Origin of the sequence: Bacteroides faecis MAJ27 (assembly GCF_900106755.1) — a bacterium.
GTDB lineage: Bacteria > Bacteroidota > Bacteroidia > Bacteroidales > Bacteroidaceae > Bacteroides > Bacteroides faecis.
Map to the genome: position 1 here is coordinate 42,566 of NZ_FNNN01000026.1, position 20,435 is coordinate 63,000.

Consider the following 20,435-nt stretch of genomic DNA (forward strand, 5'->3'; position numbering starts at 1 on the left):
ACTTGATGAGGATACCATTAAACGCAAGAAAGAGTGTCCGTTTATAATCGGGCACTCCATTCTCTTTTCGATCAGCGACTATTATGGTTCTTCATACTTCCCCGCTTTCATATCTGCATAAGTAGGGTTATAGCCACATGTAGACACGCTCCATTGCGAAGTCTCCGTAAGAATATTTTTGGTAAATAACGGCGCAAACGTACTAAAATTCTTTAAGGCATTCTGATTTACTATTTTGATGCTTTCGACGCTTTCCAATGATGGGAATTCAAGTGTGGTGAGCGCCTCATTTCGATACGCATCTGTAATTCGCGTCGGTGATATTGTCAGTCCACCCTCAATCGCCCTCAACTTAGGAAACGAAAATTTTTCTATCTTAAAATCAGTTTTCGCACCAGTATTAATAGTCAAGCTACCATTGATAATAGTCAGTTCCGGATAGTTAAATTCTTCCTCATCACTAATCTGCCATGTCGACACCTTATTTTCTTCTGAAGTGAAGGCTTCCCCGATAGATTGCAACTTAGGCATTTCTACACCACATCTTAAAGACGTGACCTTCATATTCAGAGACTTGCCAACCTTCATAAGACTACCAAAAGAACACTTGGCAGCCGCCTTAGGTATTTGCTGAATAGCAAGACTCCCCCCGACTTCTGTCAAATTTGGGATATCAATGTCTTTAACTGGAGCAGCTGTCACCCCACTAATTGCAATAATCGCATCTCCTTTTATGATTTTCATCGGCAATGTGAATGCTGTGACATAATTAAAATTCCCCGATTCGAAATTACCATTGATTACAGAAAAGCCCTCAAAAGCAAAAGAAGTAATTCGCGAGGTATTATCCGGTCTAATATAAATGCTACCATTGAATGTATCGTCCGCTTTCACAGTGGCTAATTTTTCACATGTGAGCCGAAGTTCTCCTCCATTAAAGTCAATTCCTCTTAGATCAAGTTCCGTAATCCCGACACCCCCTAAGCTTAATCCTTTTACATTTTTCAGATGAGAAAGGCAAGAAAAATCGGAGACGTTCTTCACCCCCGTCAAAGTAAACACTCCATTGACTGTCTCTAAAGCAGCAAAGCCTGTCAGATCTTTTATTGTTCCACTGTTTAAATATAAATCTCCATCGACTTCTGTCATTTTTGAAAAATCAATGTTGTTAACGTTGCTGCAATTTCGGATATAGATTTCCCCGCTCTTTAGCATTTCAGGAGCCTGAATATCCGACAAAGCCGAGCATTGAGTAAATGTGAAACCACCGGAACGAACCAATTCCGGAAATACAAGCCCCGGCATCTGAGAACATTGATCAAGAGTTGTCATTCCATCGATTTCCTCCAACACAGGATAATAAATAGATGTCATGCTTTTCTGGTACTGTATTGTCATGTTTCCACCCACTTTTTTGAGCTGGGGGAAAACGATTGATTCGATATCGGAACTTTCCGTAGCAGTAGTCGAACCGATTAGCGTAAGATCATCACCTATGAAGGAGAGCATATTGACATTGACAGAGGTAAGGTTATCTGTCGTGATATTAAATGTTTCTCCGACTGATGCCAATAATGGCAGATTGATATTTTTAACCAGGGCATTACGCAAAATCAAGTCACCGGTAATTTCCTCCAATGCCGGTAATGCAATATCCTCAAGCGTTTCATTGTCCGACATTTTATAAAGAGTACCGAGCTTTATACTGCCTGCATGTTTGAGCGAGGCTAATCCTTCCAAATTTTGTCCCTTATAAGATGATTTGATAATGATAGAGTTGGTTACACTCTCCAGGTTGGAGAGCCCATCAAGATTTTCAATACCGTCACCGTTATCCGTACCAATTGTCAGGTTACCGTCGATGCTATTGATCTGTGTGGCTTTGAATTTATCAACGTCAGCCTGTGTCTCTAACACGACATTTCCGCTCTTGGAAATATCGCTATACTCATAGGTATAATGATAAACACGGTTTTCTTTGTTATCCGCCGTAGCTATAAACTGCCATTCTTCGTCCCATGCGGTGATTTCTGCCGGATCGGGGTTGATTCGGGCATTCTCACTCAACGTATACGATGCTTTCGCATTTTCGAGAGATACATTATAAGGTATGCTTACCTTGATTTTACCTTCGGTAATAGAAGCATCGTATGTCACCCCGTCTACTGTAAGTGAAAATGCGACGATATAATTATCTTTGCCGACAAAAGAGACGCCGTCATCGTCGTTACAAGCGATAAATGCCGTAGCAAAAACCGCCATCATCAATATCTTGAATAATTGTTTCATTTCTATTTCTTATTATTTTCATCTGTAAATCCGTAAACTTCTGTTGAGTTCTCACCCAGCCATCCCGCTTTAGCATTGACGCCGGTCTGCACTTTGATGAAATCAATATGCGTAAGATTCGCCGATGATCCATCCAAATTTACAGCATCCGATATCTTGAAATAATTACTGATAGACGAGGCATTGGGATTGTCTTTCGAAGGCATATCATCGCCTACATTGTCAGCATATCCCCATTCGAACGACCGATTTTCCCAGAATCCCGGTCGAGACTCTACGGTTTTAGATTTTAACCGCGTTCCATACAATGTATAAGAATCTTCCTTAATCCAGAGCGGATAATAGTAAGCCTGAGGATGATATCCCCCGAGGTAATCTACCTCTCCTACATTTCCCTGGTTATCAGCCCACTGAGTTGCCATTTTTGCACCACCGGGACGATAATAAGTCACTGCATAATCCTGAATAGTACCGTTCTTTCCATATTCAGAACCTTTCAGTTCGTACCATTCGTCATCAGGCAGTTGGTTTCCGTTTACATCCTGCATCACCCATACGATACCCGGCTCGGACGATCCTTCAAATGCGTTGCCTATGATAGAAAAGTCATAGCCGCCCTTATTTTCGATGCTATGGTCGAAACCTACGACAATATAACCTCCCCAGCCACCGAGTGAAACATAGGAAGTGGTTGCCAGTCTATTTTCCGCATAGGCGATAGCTGCCTCCTGTGTAGATTCCGTCCCGGTATATCCGGCTGTATTCGTCTCATTCACGAATTGTCCGGGTGCCGGTATAAATTCATATACCTTATTACTATTCAACGAACAACCTTCCGTGTAAGGACGCTTTTCGGATGCATCAATGCATGCAACCGGAATATCCAACGATATTTTATCCGTACCTGTCACGCTAATGTTGCGTGTGATCCGTTTCTGAGCAGCACTGTTTCCGTAAGAAAGAGCAAAGGTCAGCGTATGTTCTCCCTTCGCTTCGGGTGTATATGCATACATCAGTGAATTGGCTCCACTGATAGGTTCTCCATCCAGACTCCATTGATAATTGGCGACAGACGATATGTTAACATACGGTCGGAGATAAAGAGTACGCCCCAAAGCAACTGTTTTTACGAGGTTTTCTGTATAAAATGACGGAGCAACAATGGTTGCATCAGCCGATAATTTGTCTACTACATTGACCACTACTTCTTTCGAAGTATCGCCATCTTCATTTTTCGCATAAAGTACTAGTTTATAGGAGCCTAACTCCTGCTCGTTGAAAGTATATTCGGCAGTTGTACCTACTTCTTTCCCGTTCAGAGTCCACCGGAATATCGCTCCTTCCGCATTCTGAATGTCCGGTGTTATTTTGTGTTCGCGGCCGGCAAGCACATTCAGCCCACCGGTCGGAACAACTAATGAGATAACCGGCGGAGCGAGTTCATTCACTTCCATACGGATTTCTTCTTCGGAACTACCTTTGGGGGTATCCACCCGGATAGTCACATAATATGAACCAGATTGATTGAAAGTATAAGTCAATGAAGGGCTATCCGAAATAATCCGACCGTTATACTTCCATGAATAAACCGCAAAGTCAACATTTGAATAAGTAGGATTTACCTTGACTTCTTTTCCCACCTTAACAACGTAAACACCCGTTTCGCTGTCGAGCTCAATAAGAGGATTTTCATTTTCCTGCGTTATAACATCGTCTTTATTACAAGAAATGACAAGCGCTAATAATAGAGGGAGCAATAAATACTTTCTCACAACTGATTTTATTTAAAGATTTCAAAATTACAATGAAATGGAAAGGTTATCTAACGCACAGTATGCCGGTGTGTTCAATCCGTAATCACTCTTGTCACTACCGACAAAATTAACGACAACCATATGAACACCCGTTCCGAGATCTGTCAGGTCAACCTGATTCCAGCCGGTCCGAATTTCGCCGTGTAAGCCTGACTCTTCTTCTTTACTCTTATCGAAATTGGCAAGATAATAAGTGACTTTACCCGTAGGAGCCACAGAAGTATCGGACGATGCGAAGCCGATGAATTCAACCTTGAACCAACCTTCCTGCTCTTCGAGTGATTTGCCACCAGTAGTAAATGAATTACCATCCCGCATGACAATTTGCGAATAAGTCGTATTGCAGACATATACACTGTTGAAAGTTCCTGTTTTTACTGTTCCCTCAACCGGTGTTCCTTCTTCCACAACTGTATAGCCGGTAGCATCTGTCAGATAGATCTTTGCGCATTTGTCATAGGTAGAAAGCGGATCATTGTAAAAATCGCTATATCCGTAGGCTACAACGAACTTATCATTATCTACACCAGCTATTCCTCCGTTATATACGCTACACTGATTCAAATAGGTACCGTCAGTAATATCCGTATAATCCGAAACAGCCAAGCCGCCATTCCAATAGTCATATTGCCACGGGCGGGGTTCTTCTCCCCATTCTTGTTCGAGATAATTAACAGGAAACTGTACATACGTTCCACTGTTGCCTAATTGTACCTTGTAGCCTTCAGTGATTTGCCCCGCACCTCCGGTATAAAGATTAGCACCGTATTTATCCGAAGCGGTATAAGCTGCGGGTACATTAGCAAAATCAATAACATACGGATCGGTAGTAACCGAACGTGTTACAGCACCTGTAGAATCCACCGGGGATACGAGAAAATCATCTTCTGCATTACAACTGGCAAACAACACTGTTGCCATCAATAAGACAGCACCCATCAAGAAATTCAAATTCTTTTTCATAACTCATTCATTTAAATGAATAATATGTTAACTCTCACAAAAAAAAATCCCGTTTGTGTAAGAGTTACACAAACGGGGCTATATGAGGTACCAAATATGAATGACTTCGTATCTGACCACAACCTGATCTCAATCCCGCAGGTGTAAATCTATCCTAGTTATGGCAGGTCTTCTGACTCGTCCCAATTATCGCGCCTTCCCAGTGTCTACACCAGTGGCAAAAATACGATAATCATTAAGGGGGACTTACAGCAGCGGGTACTGTTCCGGATTCTCACCGGATTCCCTTTTCATCCTGAACGAAATAATCTTTTCAGGAACCATTACATTTGCAAAGATAAATCTTTTTTTTATGTTTTATCTTTTTTGCCGTTTATTTAACGCCTTAATCTTCCATTTTTTCGACTGAACGCCAGTTTGAATGAAGAACTATTGAAATGATGAATGAAGAATAGTTCCAAGATCAGTTCCAACCGTTGAAACACTTTGTTTCATGCCTTGAAACAATGTGTTCCAAGTAATGAAACAAAGTGTTTCATACGGTGAAACAAAGTGTTTCAAGCGCTTGAAACTTTCTGAAACACCTATCCATTTGATTAACTTGACCATAGCTACAATTTCGCTTAACCTGTTCTTTCAGTAAGTACTAAATCATTTTTCAGTCAAGAATACATGAGTCATCAGCTATTAACACCTGATTTCTCAACTATTAACGACTGACATGTCAATCATTAATAACTGACACAACAGGCGTTAACACCCTGCAAATCAAACAATAACATTAAGAAAAGCACATATTGCAAGGCGATGCAGAGTGAGAGCAACAGCTTGCTCCCACTCTGCCACCACAGTTGCTACCATAGCTGAAACGCCGATGAACAAAGCGATACAGGCAGAAAGTGAGAGCATGGGAGCAAAACCTATGTTTAATTCACTTGGAGAGGAAGCCTAAAACTAATTTAATAGAGACTTAATAATGACATATTAGAAAACAATTAATATATTTGCATCACATGTTCACAAGACAGTTACAACTAAATGTAAACAAAATGATAAAACAATCCATCTCCGCTTTCATACTGGCTTCCTTGCTATTACTGGTAAGTTGCGTATCAAACAAGAAGACTTCTCTCGAAGCATTCAATCAGGATATATATACACCGGAATATGCTTCCGGATTTAAAATATTGGGTGCAGACAACGTTCAAAGCACCCTGATACAAGTATTCAACCCGTGGCAGGGAGCCAAAGATGTAGAAATGTCTTACTTCATATCACGAAATGGCGAACAGGCACCCGCCGGATTCACAGGTCCCACCATTCCTGCCGGAGCAAAACAGATTGTATGTATGTCTTCTTCCTACATCGCCATGCTCGACGCGCTGGGACAGGCAGACCGAATTGTAGCCGTATCGGGCATCGACTACGTATCCAATCCGTATATCATTGCGCACAAAGACTCCATTAAAGACATGGGTCCGGAAATGAATTATGAACTATTGCTGGGCCTGAAACCCGACGTTGTATTGCTATACGGCATCGGAGACGCACAAACCGCTGTAACGGACAAACTGAAAGAACTCTCTATACCTTATATGTATGTAGGCGAATATCTGGAAGAATCACCGCTCGGCAAAGCCGAATGGATGGTTGCTCTGTCCGAACTGACGGACAGCCGTGAAAAAGGAATCGAAATATTCAGCGAAATTCCGAAACGCTATCAGACATTGAAAGACCTTACGGCATCGGTAGAGCAGCGCCCTACCGTAATGTTCAATACCCCCTGGAACGATAGCTGGATAATGCCTTCCACCAAAAGCTATATGGCACAACTGGTAAACGACGCGGGAGCAGACTATATATATAAGGAGAACACTTCCAACAGCTCCGCCCCCATCGGACTGGAAACTGCCTACGGACTGATACAAAAAGCTGACTACTGGATTAATGTCGGCATGGCTTCTACACTGGATGAACTGAAAGCCGTCAATCCTAAATTCACTGATGCGAAATCCGTTCGCGAAAAGACTGCATACAACAACAATCTGCGACTGACCGCTACCGGTGGTAACGAGTACTGGGAATCGGCAGTAGTACGTCCCGACATAGTACTGCGCGATCTGATTCATATTTTCCACCCTGAACTTGTATCCGACTCACTCTATTACTACAGGCATCTGGAATGAAACAGCCCCACAAACGTACCGCCCTCTTATTCATTACGCTAAGTATGGTTGCCGTACTATTATTACTGATAGATATGGCAACCGGAGATACGTATATCCCCATCTCTAAAGTATGGGCTGTACTCACCGGAGGCGAATGCGACGAAATGACACGCAACATTCTCCTTTCCATCCGGTTTATACGGGTAGTGGTAGCGGCACTGATAGGTGTGGCGCTCTCCGTTAGCGGTCTGCAGATGCAAACGGTATTCCAGAATCCATTGGCGGACCCTTACCTGCTGGGAGTTAGCTCCGGTGCAGGATTGGGAGTAGCACTCTTTATACTAGGAGCTCCGCTGCTCGGATGGACGGAGTTTCCGGTCCTTCAATCGCTGGGTATCGTCGGCTCGGGCTGGGTAGGAACAGCTGCCATTTTATTGGGAGTAGCCATTGTCAGCCGGAAAGTAAAAAATATTCTCGGTGTACTGATTATGGGGGTCATGATCGGATATGTGGCAGGTGCCATCATCCAGATACTGCAATACCTGAGTTCTGCCGAACAACTGAAAATGTTCACGCTCTGGTCAATGGGATCATTAAGCCACATTACAGCCACTCAACTAGGAATTATGATTCCGATGCTGTGCCTGGGGCTGCTGATTTCCGTAGCCTGCATCAAACCACTAAATCTGCTGTTACTCGGCGAGAACTATGCGCAGACCATGGGAATGAATATCAAGCGCTCGCGTACCTTTATTTTCATATCCACCGCACTGCTCACAGGAACGGTCACCGCCTTCTGTGGCCCTGTCGGTTTCATCGGACTGGCTGTTCCGCACGTCACCCGGTTACTGTTTAACAATGCCGACCACCGAATACTCGTCCCCGGCACCATGCTGACCGGATTCATCAGTATGCTTCTCTGCGACATCATCGCCAAGAAGTTTCTGCTTCCGGTCAACTGTATCACTGCCCTGCTGGGTGTTCCGGTTATTTTATGGGTAATAGCTAAAAACTTGCGTATAATCAAATGATCGAGCTTAAAGAACTGACACTAGGATACGGACAGCGTACGCTGTTGAAAACGGTAAACGCCCGGATCACAGGCGGACAACTCGCTGCACTGCTGGGACGCAACGGAACAGGAAAGAGCACCCTGCTCCGTGCCATGATGGGACTGGAAAAGCCTCAATCGGGAGAAATCATCCTGCAAGGAAAGAATATAACCTCCTTGAAACCGGAAAAGCTGGCACGAAACATCAGCTTTGTAACCACCGATAAAGTACGCATCGCCAATCTGCGTTGCAAAGACGTAGTAGCATTGGGCCGTGCCCCCTACACCAACTGGATCGGACAGTTACAACCGGAAGACCAAAGCCGGGTGGACAATGCCATGCGACTGGTCGGCATGACCGACTACGCAGAAAAGACAATGGATAAAATGTCCGACGGCGAGTGCCAACGAATCATGATAGCGCGTGCCCTCGCACAGGATACCCCCGTCATCCTGCTTGACGAACCAACCGCTTTTCTGGACCTGCCCAACCGCTACGAACTCTGCCTGCTCCTGAAAAGACTGGCACAGGAAGAAGGCAAATGCATCCTGTTCTCCACACACGACCTCGATATCGCCCTATCACTTTGCGACTCTATCATGCTAATTGATAATCCGCAATTATATACCCTTTCCACCTCTGAAATGATAGCCAGCGGCCACATAGAAAGACTATTCCGTAACGAATCAATTACGTTTGACGCAAAAGAAATGCGGGTGCGTATCAAACAGGAATGACCCCACATGAAATAAATACATGCTATCCATCTGGTTTCTCCATAAATTCCTTATCTTTGCCCGTGAATTGGTTTCAGATAGCCATATCAACTGTCTGAATTAAAAGGGAACCGGGTGGAAATCCCGGACAGTCCCGCTGCTGTGAAGCTTCGTTCAACTTCTTGATAATTACTTTAGCCACTGACTTGTTATGATAATGCCAAGTTGGGAAGGCATCAGGGAGGAAGTCAGTCAGAAGACCTGCCATTCAGTATCTTGACAACTGTTTTTACTCGTGGGATAGAAAGACAGTAATAATGTAAACAAACCGTTTATGGAAAAACAATATGCAAAGCAAATTGCTGACATCATTAATATCAGCAAAAATAGAGACTATGTTCCGCCCGACATCAACGGAAGAAATTTAAGTGAATGATTCTCTCTATTACAAATAACTAAAGAAACGGCTCAAAGTCGTCATACTCAATGTGTGCGTATCCCTGTAGAAGTGATTTCTCCGGGGATACTTTTAACACTACAAAATATCATGATATAATATAAAAATCAAAATGGAAGTTCTAAGAAATTTATTCGAAGGTTACCCCAACCTTTGGGGTGGCGGAGTGGCACACTCCGTGCTGATTCTGTCGCTGACCATAGCGTTCGGAATCATCCTGGCAAAAATTAAAGTGCGGGGAGTATCTCTGGGAGTCACCTGGATACTCTTTGTCGGAATCGTATTCGGTCATTTCAACATGAATCTGGACGAGCACCTGCTCCACTTCCTGAAAGAGTTCGGATTGATTCTGTTTGTATACTCTATCGGTCTGCAAGTAGGACCGGGATTTTTCTCGGCCTTCAAGAAAGGAGGTTTCACGCTGAATATGCTGGCTGTGCTGGTAGTGGCATTGGGAGTAGGAATCACCGTTATTCTCCACTTTACTACCGGAACTCCGATTACCACCATGGTAGGTATCTTGTCCGGAGCCGTCACCAACACCCCCGGACTGGGAGCTGCGCAGCAGGCCAACAGTGACCTGAACGGTATAGACGCCCCCGATATAGCATTGGGATATGCTGTCAGCTATCCGCTGGGTGTCGTAGGCATCATCCTGTCATTGCTCGCCTTGAAATATCTTCTGCGCATCAATACCGCACAGGAAGAAAAAGAAGCGGAAGTAGGCTTGGGGCATTTACAGGAACTTACCGTACGTCCTGTCTCCATCGAGGTAAGAAACGAATCGGTAGACGGTATCAAGATTAAAGAACTTCGTCCGTTATTGAATCGTAAGTTCGTCATTTCACGTATCAAACACCGTGAAGGAGGAGAAACAGAATTGGTCAACTCTGAAACAGTCATACATGTAGGAGACATTATCCTAGTCATCTCTACACCGATTGATGTGGAAGCAATCACCATCTTCTTCGGCAAGGAAATTAAAATGGAATGGGAACAGCTGAACAAACAGCTCATCTCACGCCGCATCCTGATAACCAAACCGGAACTCAACGGCAAGACTCTCTCACAACTGAAAATACGAAATAACTTCGGAGCAAGCATTACCCGCATCAACCGTTCGGGAGTGGACTTGGTTGCCGGCCCGCAGCTGCAGTTGCAAATGGGCGACCGTGTCACCATCGTTGGTACCGAGCTTGCCGTTGCCCATGCCGAGAAAGTACTGGGTAACTCAATGAAGCGCCTGAATCACCCTAATCTGATTCCTATTTTTATAGGTATCGCATTGGGTTGTATTCTGGGTAGTATTCCTTTTGCCTTCCCGGGTATTCCCCAACCGGTGAAACTGGGACTGGCAGGTGGTCCGCTCATCGTCTCTATTCTGATCAGCCGTTTCGGACCGAAATATAAGTTGATTACTTACACTACCATAAGTGCCAACCTGATGCTCCGTGAAATCGGTATTTCCATCTTCCTCGCTTGTGTAGGTCTGGGAGCAGGAGAAGGATTCGTAGATACCATCATTCATGGCGGAGGATATATATGGGTGGGTTACGGAGTTATCATCACCATTCTGCCTCTTCTGATTACGGGATTGGTAGGACGTTATTACTGCAAGCTGAATTACTTCACGTTAATCGGTGTTCTGGCAGGCTCTACCACTAACCCGCCGGCACTGGCATACTCCAATGACCTCACTTCCTGCGATGCACCAGCCGTAGGTTATGCTACAGTCTATCCGCTTACCATGTTTCTGCGGGTGCTGACGGCACAATTATTGATTCTATCGTTGGGATAGCTTTGCTAACGATCTATTCCGTCACGCGACAATACGCCTTGTTTATAATAATGCTTTACTTCCCGCATTTCGGTGACAAGATCGGCTATATCAATCAACTCCTGCGGTGCATAGCGTCCGGTAATAACGACCTCCGTTTCCGGACGCTTGCTACGCAACAGTTGTAACGCATCATCCAGTTCCAATAAACCTAAAAAGAGGGCAATGGTCAATTCATCCAATATAACGACTGCATATTCTCCGGAAAGCAGAACATCCCTGCATTTTGTCAACCCTTCGTGTGCCGCACGGATATCTTCTTCCGTAGCTTCACGGGTCAGCATACATCCGTTGCCGAACTGTTCTATCGAAATCCGGTCGAACTTTTCAACCATACGGGTTTCATTGTATTTCATGCTTTTGACAAACTGCCCGATGAATACGCTTTTACCTGCACAAAGGGCACGGACTGCCAGGCCGAATGCTGCCGTCGTCTTTCCTTTTCCATCACCCGTATAAATATGAATGTATCCTTTTTCCATCTGATTTTCCTCTGAATGATTAATAACCGCAGTACAAAAATAAACTATATCTTTGTGATATGAAAACAAGAGAAGACTATATTGCTGAAGACTTTACCGCTACCATTCCCGTTGCCGAATACATGGCAAACTATCGGGATGCCGAAAAATTTATCGGATTCTGCCGGCAATGCACCCGCTATAACACTTATTGGGCATGTCCTCCATTCTCATTCAATGTAGATCATTACCTTTCCCAATGCCAAACAGCTTTGATTATCGGGACGAAAATAACTCCTCTACATCCGGAAAGAATTACAGATGTTATCTCTTTCGGTAAAGAAATGATGGAGACTGAACGGAAACGGACAGATGAATTACTGCTGGAAATGGAAAAAACGTATAAAGGACGTGCATTCTTTCCCGGCTCTTGCCTGCTCTGCCCCACATGTACACGCACAGAAGGAAAACCTTGCCTATATCCCGAACGGGTACGTCCGTCACTGGAAGCCTGTGGGTTCGATATAGGTAAAACAGCATCCGAACTACTACATATTGAATTAAAATGGGGAGATAAAAACAGGATGCCGGAATACTTACTGTTAGTAAGCGGAATATTCGGAGATATACAAAAAGACCTGTAAACGATTCAATATCAGAACAAACAAAAATTCTTTTGATAAAACGAACAAGATATTAACAAAACTTTATACCTTTGTAGCGTTAAGGTTTCCGAAAACAGTGGACATACTGTTAAGGAATGAAAAGGGAATGCCGTGCAAACCGGCAACAGAACCTGCTGCTGTAAATCTTGGCTCTGCCTGTCAGAGCAAAACTGCAACTTGAAACCACTGGGTTCACAAACCTGGGAAGGTGTTGTCAGAAGAGATGAGTCAGAAGACCTGCCTTGATGCTCTGATTTACACCTGCGGGATTTCGGGTTACGGTCAAATAGAAAATAAGCATTTATATTTTATTTGATATAGATATTAGTGTCCCCGTTTGTGTAGATTATAGCTATCTAAACAAACGGGGATTTTTTGTTTAATATCAAATAATTTACATTTATGAGAAAGCAAATGCGTTTCTGGGCAGTCAGACTGATGACCTTCGCCCTTTTTAGTATTCTAATTGCAGGATGTTACAACGACGATGAGTTATGGGATGAAGTGAAGGGGATAAAAACCGAACTCTCTCAGTTAAAAGAAAACCTCAGCAATCTTCAGACAATCGTTTCGGCTTACGAGAATGCCAAGTTTATCACCAACTATGAAGAAACGGACGAAGGTATAAAGATTACTTTCAGCGACAATAAAACGATTATCGTCAAACACGGAGAAAAGGGAGCAGATGCCCCTGTAATCGGAGTGAAAGCAGAAGATGGAATCTATTACTGGACAATCACCGCAAACGGAGAAACCCAATTTCTGCTTGTAGACGGACAAAAACTCCTCGTAACCGGAGCAGCACCACAACTAAGTGTTGATACTGACGGATACTGGACAGTAGATGGAGAACGGCTCAAAGATACGACTGGAAAAGACGTAAAGGCCAACGAGTCCTTCTTTCAGTCAGTGATCCCTTCAGAAATGGAAGTTGTCTTTACTCTGACAAATGGAACCAGTTTCAGCATACCTACCACCAAAGGAGTAAACAGTTTCTCTTTCGTGAAACCGACCGACGGACGTCCTTACTACGTTTTCAACTTCAACGAAAAGAAAACTCTTTCACTGAATATGGACAAAATAATCAGCGTAGATTTCTTGAAGAAACCAGAAGGGTGGACATTCACTCTCAACAAAAATGCAAAAACACTAACAGTAAAAGCTCCTGCTTATACCGACCAATCCTACAATGGAGGCATTGTAACTCTGGTAGGTATCCACGAGAATGGGAATACGATGTTTGCTTCCATCGAAGTATGTGCTTCTATTGACTTTACTGATACAAAAGGTACTTTCGTAGTCTGTGAAGGCAATATGAGTAGTGCCAATGGAACGATCTATTTTTATGATAAAAACGGAGTTGAATACAGCAACGTTTTCGAAAATGCCAATAATGGTATGGAAATAGGAAATGTAGTTCAGGACATGTATATGGCAAATGAAAAGATTTATATAATTGCTCAAAACGGTAGCAGCCAGGGAGGAGCCGGACGTTTCGTGGTATGCGATGCCCATACATTTAAAATGGAATACGCTGATCCTTTGGTAATCATGACTCCGGAAGGTAAATCTACGTGGCCTCAACACTTAGTAGTAGTCAGCCCGACACGTGCATACGTTCAATATTCAGAATCGGGTATGGAAGCCACTTCAGGTATCGCCGCACTGACTTTGAGCGATGGAGCTGTAAAAGTAGAACCAACAGTCGACGGAAGCTTCGGTGCATTTACTGTAGCAGGTGCTACTAAAGGCCGCATGGTTTATTCTCGCGGCAAGGTGTATGCGGGATGCGGACAGAAAGTAATTATCATCGATCCGGCCACCGATCAGATTATCAAATCAATCCCATTCGAAGGACATCAGATTAAGGGTATCGCCAAAGGCGCAGACGGAAATATCTATTGCCCGCTCGCCGCAACTTACACAGGAAGCCTTTACAGCCCGACATTCACCTCTTCTCCTAAAATGGTAGCGCTTGACCATGATGGCAATGTACTCTCTGAAACGGATATGCCGGATGAGATCGAACTTCCAATCGCAAGTTGGTCACCTTCTGTCGGCTTCTGTGCAAGCTTCACTCAGCCCAATTTATACTTTGTGGATACAGACGCATTCAACGCAACCAGTGCCACTCGCTACAACTATACTACACAGAGCTTCGACGTAAACTTCCTGAAATCCAGCATAACGATTTATGGTATTATGGGTATTCACCCTATTACGGAAGAATATTGGGTAGGACAGTCCACCTATGTAAATAGTGATATATATGTATATGATATTTCAAGTGGCACTCCAACGGAGAAGTCTCACTTCAAATATAACAGCCAACGCGGAGCCAGCCCGGCAGGAATCGATTTTGTATACCGGTTCTCTGACGAATGGATCAATAAATAGCAGAAAGAAGAGATAAAAATTACCAAATGGTAATTTTTATCTCTTTTCATACCTCTACCTTTGCACCCGTTTTAATTATAAAAGGTAGAAAGTCATGAAAGACAGCATTGATTTTGGCAGCATGGACATATCCACGCTATTCCGTAAGTTATTGGTACCGACGGTACTCGGGATGGTTTTCTCTGCGATATTCGTTATTACGGATGGAATATTCGTAGGAAAAGGAATCGGTAGCGACGCACTGGCCGCCGTCAATATCACAGCCCCTCTTTTTATGATTGCCGCCGGAATCGGACTGATGTTCGGAGTCGGAGGATTGGTTGTCGCCTCCATTCACCTATCGCAGGGTAAACGTAAGGCAGCCAATATCAATATTACTCAGGCACTTGTCTTTTCTGCGATTCTTATACTCATCATGTCTGCTTTGTGTTTCTATTTCGTAGAGCCATTGGGACGCTTCTTGGGCAGTTCGGATAAATTGTTGCCGTATGTAATAGAATACATGTCGTGGTATGTACCCTTCCTCGTATTCTATGAAATTTTAAATATAGGCATGTTCTATATCCGCTTGGACGGTTCGCCCAACTATGCCATGATGTGCAATGCCACAGCAGCTATTCTCAACATCCTGTTAAATTATATCTTCATCTTCGAATTTGGTTGGGGAATGATGGGCGCTGCCTTCGCCACCAGCCTGGGCACCGTAGTAGGAGGATTGATGACACTCGTCTATCTCATGCACTACTCTCATGACCTTCGCTTATACCGAATCAAACTAAGCAGAAAAAGTCTGCGAATGACTTTCCGTAACATAGGATATATGGTAAAATTAGGAAATTCGGCCTTTGTCAGCAAAGCGTCCATTGCCTGTATGATGTTCCTCGGCAACTATGTCTTTATCCGGAATCTGGGAGAAGACGGGGTAGCTGCCTTCAGTATTGTCTGTTACTTTTTCCCCATCATATTTATGGTATATAATGCGATTGCACAATCTGCCCAGCCGATTATCAGCTATAACTTCGGAGCCGGACAGCCGGAACGTATACGGAAGGCACTGCGTCTTTCGCTGCGTACAGCTTTGATTTGCGGAATCTGCTTTTTCATACTCACAACGCTATGTTGCCGGAACATAGTCGCACTGTTTATAGACCGCAGCTATTCCGCCTTTGACATTGCAGTAAACGGCATTCCCTATTTTGGCATCGGCTTCATCTTCTTTGCTATTAATATGATAGGAATCGGCTATTACCAAAGTATTGAACGGGGACAGAGAGCTACTATCATTACCCTTCTTCGAGGTGTCGTATTTATGCTGATCGGTTTCTTTGTTCTTCCGCCCATTCTCGGTGTGCCGGGCATCTGGCTGGCTGTTCCGTCGGCAGAGTTATTGACGACACTCTATATTATCGGAATTTATTTCAAAGATCGCTTCATTGTCCGCCGACGATAAGTATCTTTGCACTATGGAAACATTCATCAAAAAGCTTTGCAGCAGATACAAAGTATCGGAAGCCGATGTGCAGTCCTTACTGGATTGCATGGAAGAAGTACACTTCAAAAAAAGAGAACTGATTGTACGAGAAGGGACAAAGAATAGTAACCTTTACTTTATACGGAATGGAATCTGGCGGGCATATTACCACAAAGACGGAGAAGAAACAACCATCTGGTTCGCTTCGGACGGAGAGGCTGCCTTCTCCGTCTGGGGATATGTAGACAACGCCTATTCGCTGGTAAATATTCAGGCAATGTGTGACAGCGTGGCTTACTGTATCTCCCGCGCTGCCCTGAATCAGTTGTTTTCCTCATCTATCGGGCTTGCCAACCTGGGACTCCGACTCATGGATCATCAATTCCTACAACAAGAGAACTGGCTCATAAACCCCGGAAGTCCACGGGCCAAGGAACGCTACCTGAATCTCATCAAAGAGACACCGGAATTATTGCAATATGTACCTCTAAAACATATAGCATCTTATTTGTGGATCACACCGCAGTCGCTCAGCAGGATTCGGGCGGAGATAGTAACAAACAACATCGTAATGACAGATTAAATATTTCTTTCAAACTCAAGTGAATATGTAAAACTATCAGCACGATAATAACCTATATTCCATTCAAGTGGGCATCCATCCGGATCATAAACAAATCTTTTGCGTACAAGAATTGGATCTCCCACCTTTATCTCAAGTTTATTAGCAATATATTTATCGGCTAATCTAGCACTTATATCTTCCTTAGAAACTTTTGCTATCGCATGATAATCTCTTTCTAATATTTCATAAAGGGGACGAGAAAAGTCCTCACTTCCTGTCAAACCAATCTTAGGATTAAAGTAAGATATAAAATATACGAAAGGATATTCTTGATTTCCACGCAGACGTTCTAACTTCAAAATTCTTTTCACATCAGGAGAATTAAAAAAAAGAGCTATATCATCTGTCGGTTTCGTCCAACTAACATGAAGTTCATAATTCATCGGTACAATTCCCAAAGCTTTCATTTCCTGTGTAAAACTCATCCAATTCTGAGCTTTAGAACAAACAGATGAGTTTACAACAACTGTACCCACTCCTTTTTTCCGCATCAGCAAACCTTCATTCACAAGATTATTAATCGCCTGTCTTAGAGTATTCCGAGATATGCCTAATTGTTTAGACAAATCAATCTCATTAGGAAGCATCTTACCTTGTTTATATTCCTCCCCTTTGATAATTGTCCTCAACTGTTCTTCTATCTGAAGATAAAGGGGGATTGCACTGTTATGATTGACTAATATCTTCATGATTAACTTTTTTACAAAGATAAAAATAAAAATAAAAACAGCCAATATTTTTTGTTCTTTTCAAGAAAAAGAATACATTTGCAAATGTTTATATGTTCAGACATACTTAATCATTTAAATCATAATAGCTATGAAGCATTATTTGGGAATAGACATAGGAGGTACACATATAAAAGGTGGAGTCGTCGATCCGCTAACAAACAGCATTTACCAAAACATAATATCTCACGAAGAATTGACAGTTACAGATTCAACATCAAGCATCATTACGAAAATCCATAAGGTTATTGCTGATATTCAAACACGTACGTCGTTATCAGAATTAAACGGAATCGGCATAGCTATACCTGGACCATGTGACTACTCCAAAGGAATAGTTTCCATTTATGGTGTACCCAAATTCCAGTCACTTTTTGGGCTCAACCTTAAAGAAGAAATAAAAAAAGAATCACATCTGAATACTTTGTTCATAAATGACGCTTCTGCATATGCCTTAGGGGAATATTATGCAGGAGCAGCAAAAGATGCTAATAGAAGTATCATAGTTACAATCGGCACCGGACTTGGAAGCACATTTCTTGAAAACGACACTGTTTTAAACGAACAGACAGAAGGTATACCAGAACATGGCTATCTTTACAACATTCCTTATCAAGATGGGATAGCAGATGACTATTTCTCGACAAGGTGGTTTGTAAACACCTGGAATACACAATTTTCAAATAAAAAAGTATCCGGTGTAAAAGAGATTGCCTTGTATGCTTTAGCTGGAGACCGAAATGCACATTCATTATTTAAAAAATTCGCTTCAAACTTCGTAGAATTCATCACTCCGTTCCTCCAAAAGTTTAAACCGGAGAAATTAATTATAGGAGGAAATATAGCAAAGGCTTCCGATTTCTTTCTAAGCAACATTCAATCTCAATTAGAGAAACTTAATTTAATTACTAAAATAGATATCTGTAAATTATGGGATATATCCCCATTAATAGGATCAGCTATTCACACAAGCATTATACTTGAAAACATGGAAAATATCAAAGAAAAAAGACATACTGAACAATTTATTGCCCCTACAAATTCCACTCCCACTTCTTCAGGAGAATATGATATTTATCCGGCATTCCCGTTAGGAAAAAGCAAAATCGAGAAAGGTATTAATCAATTAGCTAACTGGATAGAAAAACATTCTCAAATAAAAATTGATGGTTATGCCGGAGTCTTTTGGGATGAATTAATTATTAAATTAGGAGAAGAATTAAGAAGAAGAGGAAAGAATGTGCGATTCTTTCATGCCAGTGCAGCAATGAAAGATCCACATACTATTGAAAAAATGATCGCTCCTTATCTGGGAGGAGACAATCCATTATTCGGCACCATAACTGATAAAAACCTGATGGACTGGTTTGATAAAAATAAGCTTAGTGCTATCCAGCCTGATCCGGAGGCAGACTTGAATATATTCATTGGCATAGGGGCAGCCCTCTCTCCATGGCAAGCTCCACTAATTTATATAGATGTTCCTAAAAATGAAATTCAATTCAGAATGCGTGCCGGAGTTATCTATAATTTAGGATTAGATTACCGGAAAGACAATCAGCAGGCCTACAAACAATTATACTTTGTTGACTGGATTGTCCTGAACAAGCATAAAAAGCAATACCTTCCTTCAATTAACCTTCTTATTGACGGACAAAGAGAATGGGATGAACTATTAATGATTTCAGGAAATGATTTACGAGAAGGGTTGAATAAAATGAGCCATAATTTTTTCAGAGTTCGCCCTTGGTTTGAACCCGGTGCTTGGGGAGGACAATGGATGAAAAATCATATTCAGGGATTAAATAAAGAAGTAGCTAATCTCGCATGGTCTTTTGAATTGATGGTACTCGAAAACGGACTAATGTTCGAAAGCGACGGATATCGGCTTGAAGTATCTTTCGATTTTCTCATGTATAGCGATTATCAGAATATATTAGGAGAATGTGCCGAAACATTTAAGTATAACTTCCCTATACGTTTCGACTTTTTAGATACCTTTGACGGTGATAATCTCTCCATCCAGTGCCACCCACGTCCTCGATATATACGAGAACACTTTAATATGCCATTCACTCAAGACGAAACATATTACATATTAGACTGCAAAAACTCGCCTTGCGTATATTTAGGCTTTCAAGATAATATTATTCCTGAAAAATTCCAATACGCTCTAGAAGAAAGTCAACAAAAGGCCCAAAAGGTAGATATTGAAGAATTTGTCCAAAAACACCAAGCTAAAAAGCATGATTTTTTTCTTATTCCTAATGGAACCATACATGCTTCTGGAAAAGATTGCCTGGTACTGGAGATAAGTAGTGCACCCTATATTTTTACATTCAAAATGTATGACTGGATACGTTTAGGATTGGACGGCAAACCACGTCCTTTAAACATACAGCACGGAATGAACAATCTATATTTTGACAGAAAAGGAGAAAAAGTTGTTCAAGAACTGATTTGTCATCCATGTGTTATGGAAGAAAACCAGGAATGTACCATAGAACATTTGTCTACCCACAAAGAGCATTTTTATGATGTATACCGTTATACTATCAAAAATCGCATTCAAATGAAAACCGAAAATAAATGTCATGTATGTATGGTCGTAGAGGGGGATTCCATTTATGTAGAAACAGAGGAAGGCATGAAACAACGTTTTAACTACGCAGAGACTTTTGTTATCCCAGCTGCAGCTAAATCCTATACAATTATAAATGAAAATCCTGATAAAGAAGTTATGCTAGTAAAAGCCTTTGTTAAAGAAAATGTTACATTGAATCCATATTAGA

At 42.3% G+C, this 20,435-nt stretch carries 15 protein-coding genes and 3 riboswitches; of the genes, 10 read left to right on the forward strand and 5 right to left on the reverse strand.

Features of this window, described 5'->3' with window-relative positions:
- Positions 1-81: 81 nt before the first annotated feature.
- From BLW31_RS18980 to BLW31_RS18990, 3 genes are read right to left on the reverse strand one after another with little or no spacing between them, the layout of a single operon-like run.
- Positions 82-2,289, reverse strand: a complete 2,208-nt coding sequence (locus BLW31_RS18980; RefSeq protein WP_010539325.1) for a DUF4971 domain-containing protein — start codon at positions 2,287-2,289, stop codon at positions 82-84.
- Between the two features lie 2 nt (positions 2,290-2,291).
- Positions 2,292-4,061 (reverse strand): PKD-like domain-containing protein, encoded by a 1,770-nt coding sequence (locus BLW31_RS18985; RefSeq protein WP_022301996.1) that lies wholly within the window; start codon positions 4,059-4,061, stop codon positions 2,292-2,294.
- A 27-nt stretch (positions 4,062-4,088) separates the two neighbouring features.
- Positions 4,089-5,066 (reverse strand): DUF4465 domain-containing protein, encoded by a 978-nt coding sequence (locus BLW31_RS18990; RefSeq protein ID WP_010539327.1) that lies wholly within the window; start codon positions 5,064-5,066, stop codon positions 4,089-4,091.
- 145 nt (positions 5,067-5,211) lie between these two features.
- Positions 5,212-5,406: riboswitch (cobalamin riboswitch) on the reverse strand.
- Between the two features lie 474 nt (positions 5,407-5,880).
- Here BLW31_RS18990 and BLW31_RS24535 point away from each other — a divergent pair.
- From BLW31_RS24535 to BLW31_RS19010, 5 genes are all read left to right on the forward strand, one after another.
- The gene (locus BLW31_RS24535) at positions 5,881-6,018 is read left to right on the forward strand and encodes a hypothetical protein (protein WP_153880773.1); all 138 of its coding nucleotides are present in this window, start codon (positions 5,881-5,883) and stop codon (positions 6,016-6,018) included.
- Positions 6,019-6,115: 97 nt separating this feature from the next.
- Positions 6,116-7,252, forward strand: a complete 1,137-nt coding sequence (locus BLW31_RS18995) for an ABC transporter substrate-binding protein (RefSeq protein ID WP_010539328.1) — start codon at positions 6,116-6,118, stop codon at positions 7,250-7,252.
- Complete coding sequence (locus BLW31_RS19000; RefSeq protein ID WP_010539329.1) at positions 7,249-8,265, forward strand: FecCD family ABC transporter permease; 1,017 nt, start codon at positions 7,249-7,251, stop codon at positions 8,263-8,265. The genes BLW31_RS18995 and BLW31_RS19000 overlap by 4 nt, the downstream gene beginning before the upstream one ends.
- Complete coding sequence (locus tag BLW31_RS19005) at positions 8,262-9,023, forward strand: ABC transporter ATP-binding protein (protein ID WP_010539330.1); 762 nt, start codon at positions 8,262-8,264, stop codon at positions 9,021-9,023. Before BLW31_RS19000 ends, BLW31_RS19005 begins: the two co-directional genes overlap by 4 nt.
- A 50-nt stretch (positions 9,024-9,073) precedes the next feature.
- Positions 9,074-9,285: riboswitch (cobalamin riboswitch) on the forward strand.
- A 286-nt stretch (positions 9,286-9,571) separates the two neighbouring features.
- Complete coding sequence (locus BLW31_RS19010; protein ID WP_010539331.1) at positions 9,572-11,257, forward strand: putative transporter; 1,686 nt, start codon at positions 9,572-9,574, stop codon at positions 11,255-11,257.
- 5 nt (positions 11,258-11,262) lie between these two features.
- Here BLW31_RS19010 and cobO read toward each other — a convergent pair whose 3' ends face one another.
- Entirely contained in the window at positions 11,263-11,802 is a 540-nt protein-coding gene (gene cobO / locus BLW31_RS19015; protein WP_256207969.1) for a cob(I)yrinic acid a,c-diamide adenosyltransferase, read from the reverse strand.
- Between the two features lie 35 nt (positions 11,803-11,837).
- Between cobO and BLW31_RS19020 the strand changes: the two genes are divergently transcribed.
- The 4 genes from BLW31_RS19020 to BLW31_RS19035 all read left to right on the forward strand — a co-directional run bounded on the left by BLW31_RS19020 (position 11,838) and on the right by BLW31_RS19035 (position 16,873).
- Complete coding sequence (locus BLW31_RS19020; RefSeq protein WP_010539333.1) at positions 11,838-12,401, forward strand: DUF2284 domain-containing protein; 564 nt, start codon at positions 11,838-11,840, stop codon at positions 12,399-12,401.
- Positions 12,402-12,466: 65 nt separating this feature from the next.
- A riboswitch (cobalamin riboswitch) is annotated at positions 12,467-12,681 on the forward strand.
- Positions 12,682-12,824: 143 nt separating this feature from the next.
- A complete protein-coding gene (locus tag BLW31_RS19025) occupies positions 12,825-14,819 on the forward strand; it encodes a DUF5074 domain-containing protein (RefSeq protein ID WP_022302001.1) in 1,995 nt (664 codons plus the stop codon).
- 94 nt (positions 14,820-14,913) lie between these two features.
- A complete protein-coding gene (locus BLW31_RS19030) occupies positions 14,914-16,269 on the forward strand; it encodes an MATE family efflux transporter (RefSeq protein WP_010539335.1) in 1,356 nt (451 codons plus the stop codon).
- Positions 16,270-16,282: 13 nt separating this feature from the next.
- Entirely contained in the window at positions 16,283-16,873 is a 591-nt protein-coding gene (locus BLW31_RS19035; protein WP_010539336.1) for a Crp/Fnr family transcriptional regulator, read from the forward strand.
- Here BLW31_RS19035 and BLW31_RS19040 read toward each other — a convergent pair.
- Positions 16,870-17,604 (reverse strand): GntR family transcriptional regulator, encoded by a 735-nt coding sequence (locus BLW31_RS19040; RefSeq protein ID WP_022302004.1) that lies wholly within the window; start codon positions 17,602-17,604, stop codon positions 16,870-16,872. The two genes, BLW31_RS19035 and BLW31_RS19040, sit on opposite strands and share 4 nt — an antisense overlap.
- Positions 17,605-17,734: 130 nt before the next feature.
- Here BLW31_RS19040 and BLW31_RS19045 point away from each other — a divergent pair, with 130 nt between their 5' ends.
- The gene (locus BLW31_RS19045; protein WP_010539338.1) at positions 17,735-20,434 is read left to right on the forward strand and encodes an ROK family protein; all 2,700 of its coding nucleotides are present in this window, start codon (positions 17,735-17,737) and stop codon (positions 20,432-20,434) included.
- Position 20,435: the final 1 nt, after the last annotated feature.

Bases quoted from the DNA above. Each gene is read 5' to 3' on its own strand.
- BLW31_RS19000 (WP_010539329.1), top strand. From the start codon at position 7,249: ATGAAACAGCCCCACAAACGTACCGCCCTCTTATTCATTACGCTAAGT.
- BLW31_RS19045 (WP_010539338.1), top strand. From the start codon at position 17,735: ATGAAGCATTATTTGGGAATAGACATAGGAGGTACACATATAAAAGGT.
- BLW31_RS19040 (WP_022302004.1), bottom strand. From the start codon at position 17,604: ATGAAGATATTAGTCAATCATAACAGTGCAATCCCCCTTTATCTTCAG.
- BLW31_RS18980 (WP_010539325.1), bottom strand. From the start codon at position 2,289: ATGAAACAATTATTCAAGATATTGATGATGGCGGTTTTTGCTACGGCA.
- BLW31_RS19010 (WP_010539331.1), top strand. From the start codon at position 9,572: ATGGAAGTTCTAAGAAATTTATTCGAAGGTTACCCCAACCTTTGGGGT.
- BLW31_RS18995 (WP_010539328.1), top strand. From the start codon at position 6,116: ATGATAAAACAATCCATCTCCGCTTTCATACTGGCTTCCTTGCTATTA.
- BLW31_RS19030 (WP_010539335.1), top strand. From the start codon at position 14,914: ATGAAAGACAGCATTGATTTTGGCAGCATGGACATATCCACGCTATTC.
- BLW31_RS19035 (WP_010539336.1), top strand. From the start codon at position 16,283: ATGGAAACATTCATCAAAAAGCTTTGCAGCAGATACAAAGTATCGGAA.
- BLW31_RS18990 (WP_010539327.1), bottom strand. From the start codon at position 5,066: ATGAAAAAGAATTTGAATTTCTTGATGGGTGCTGTCTTATTGATGGCA.
- BLW31_RS19025 (WP_022302001.1), top strand. From the start codon at position 12,825: ATGAGAAAGCAAATGCGTTTCTGGGCAGTCAGACTGATGACCTTCGCC.
- BLW31_RS19005 (WP_010539330.1), top strand. From the start codon at position 8,262: ATGATCGAGCTTAAAGAACTGACACTAGGATACGGACAGCGTACGCTG.
- BLW31_RS19020 (WP_010539333.1), top strand. From the start codon at position 11,838: ATGAAAACAAGAGAAGACTATATTGCTGAAGACTTTACCGCTACCATT.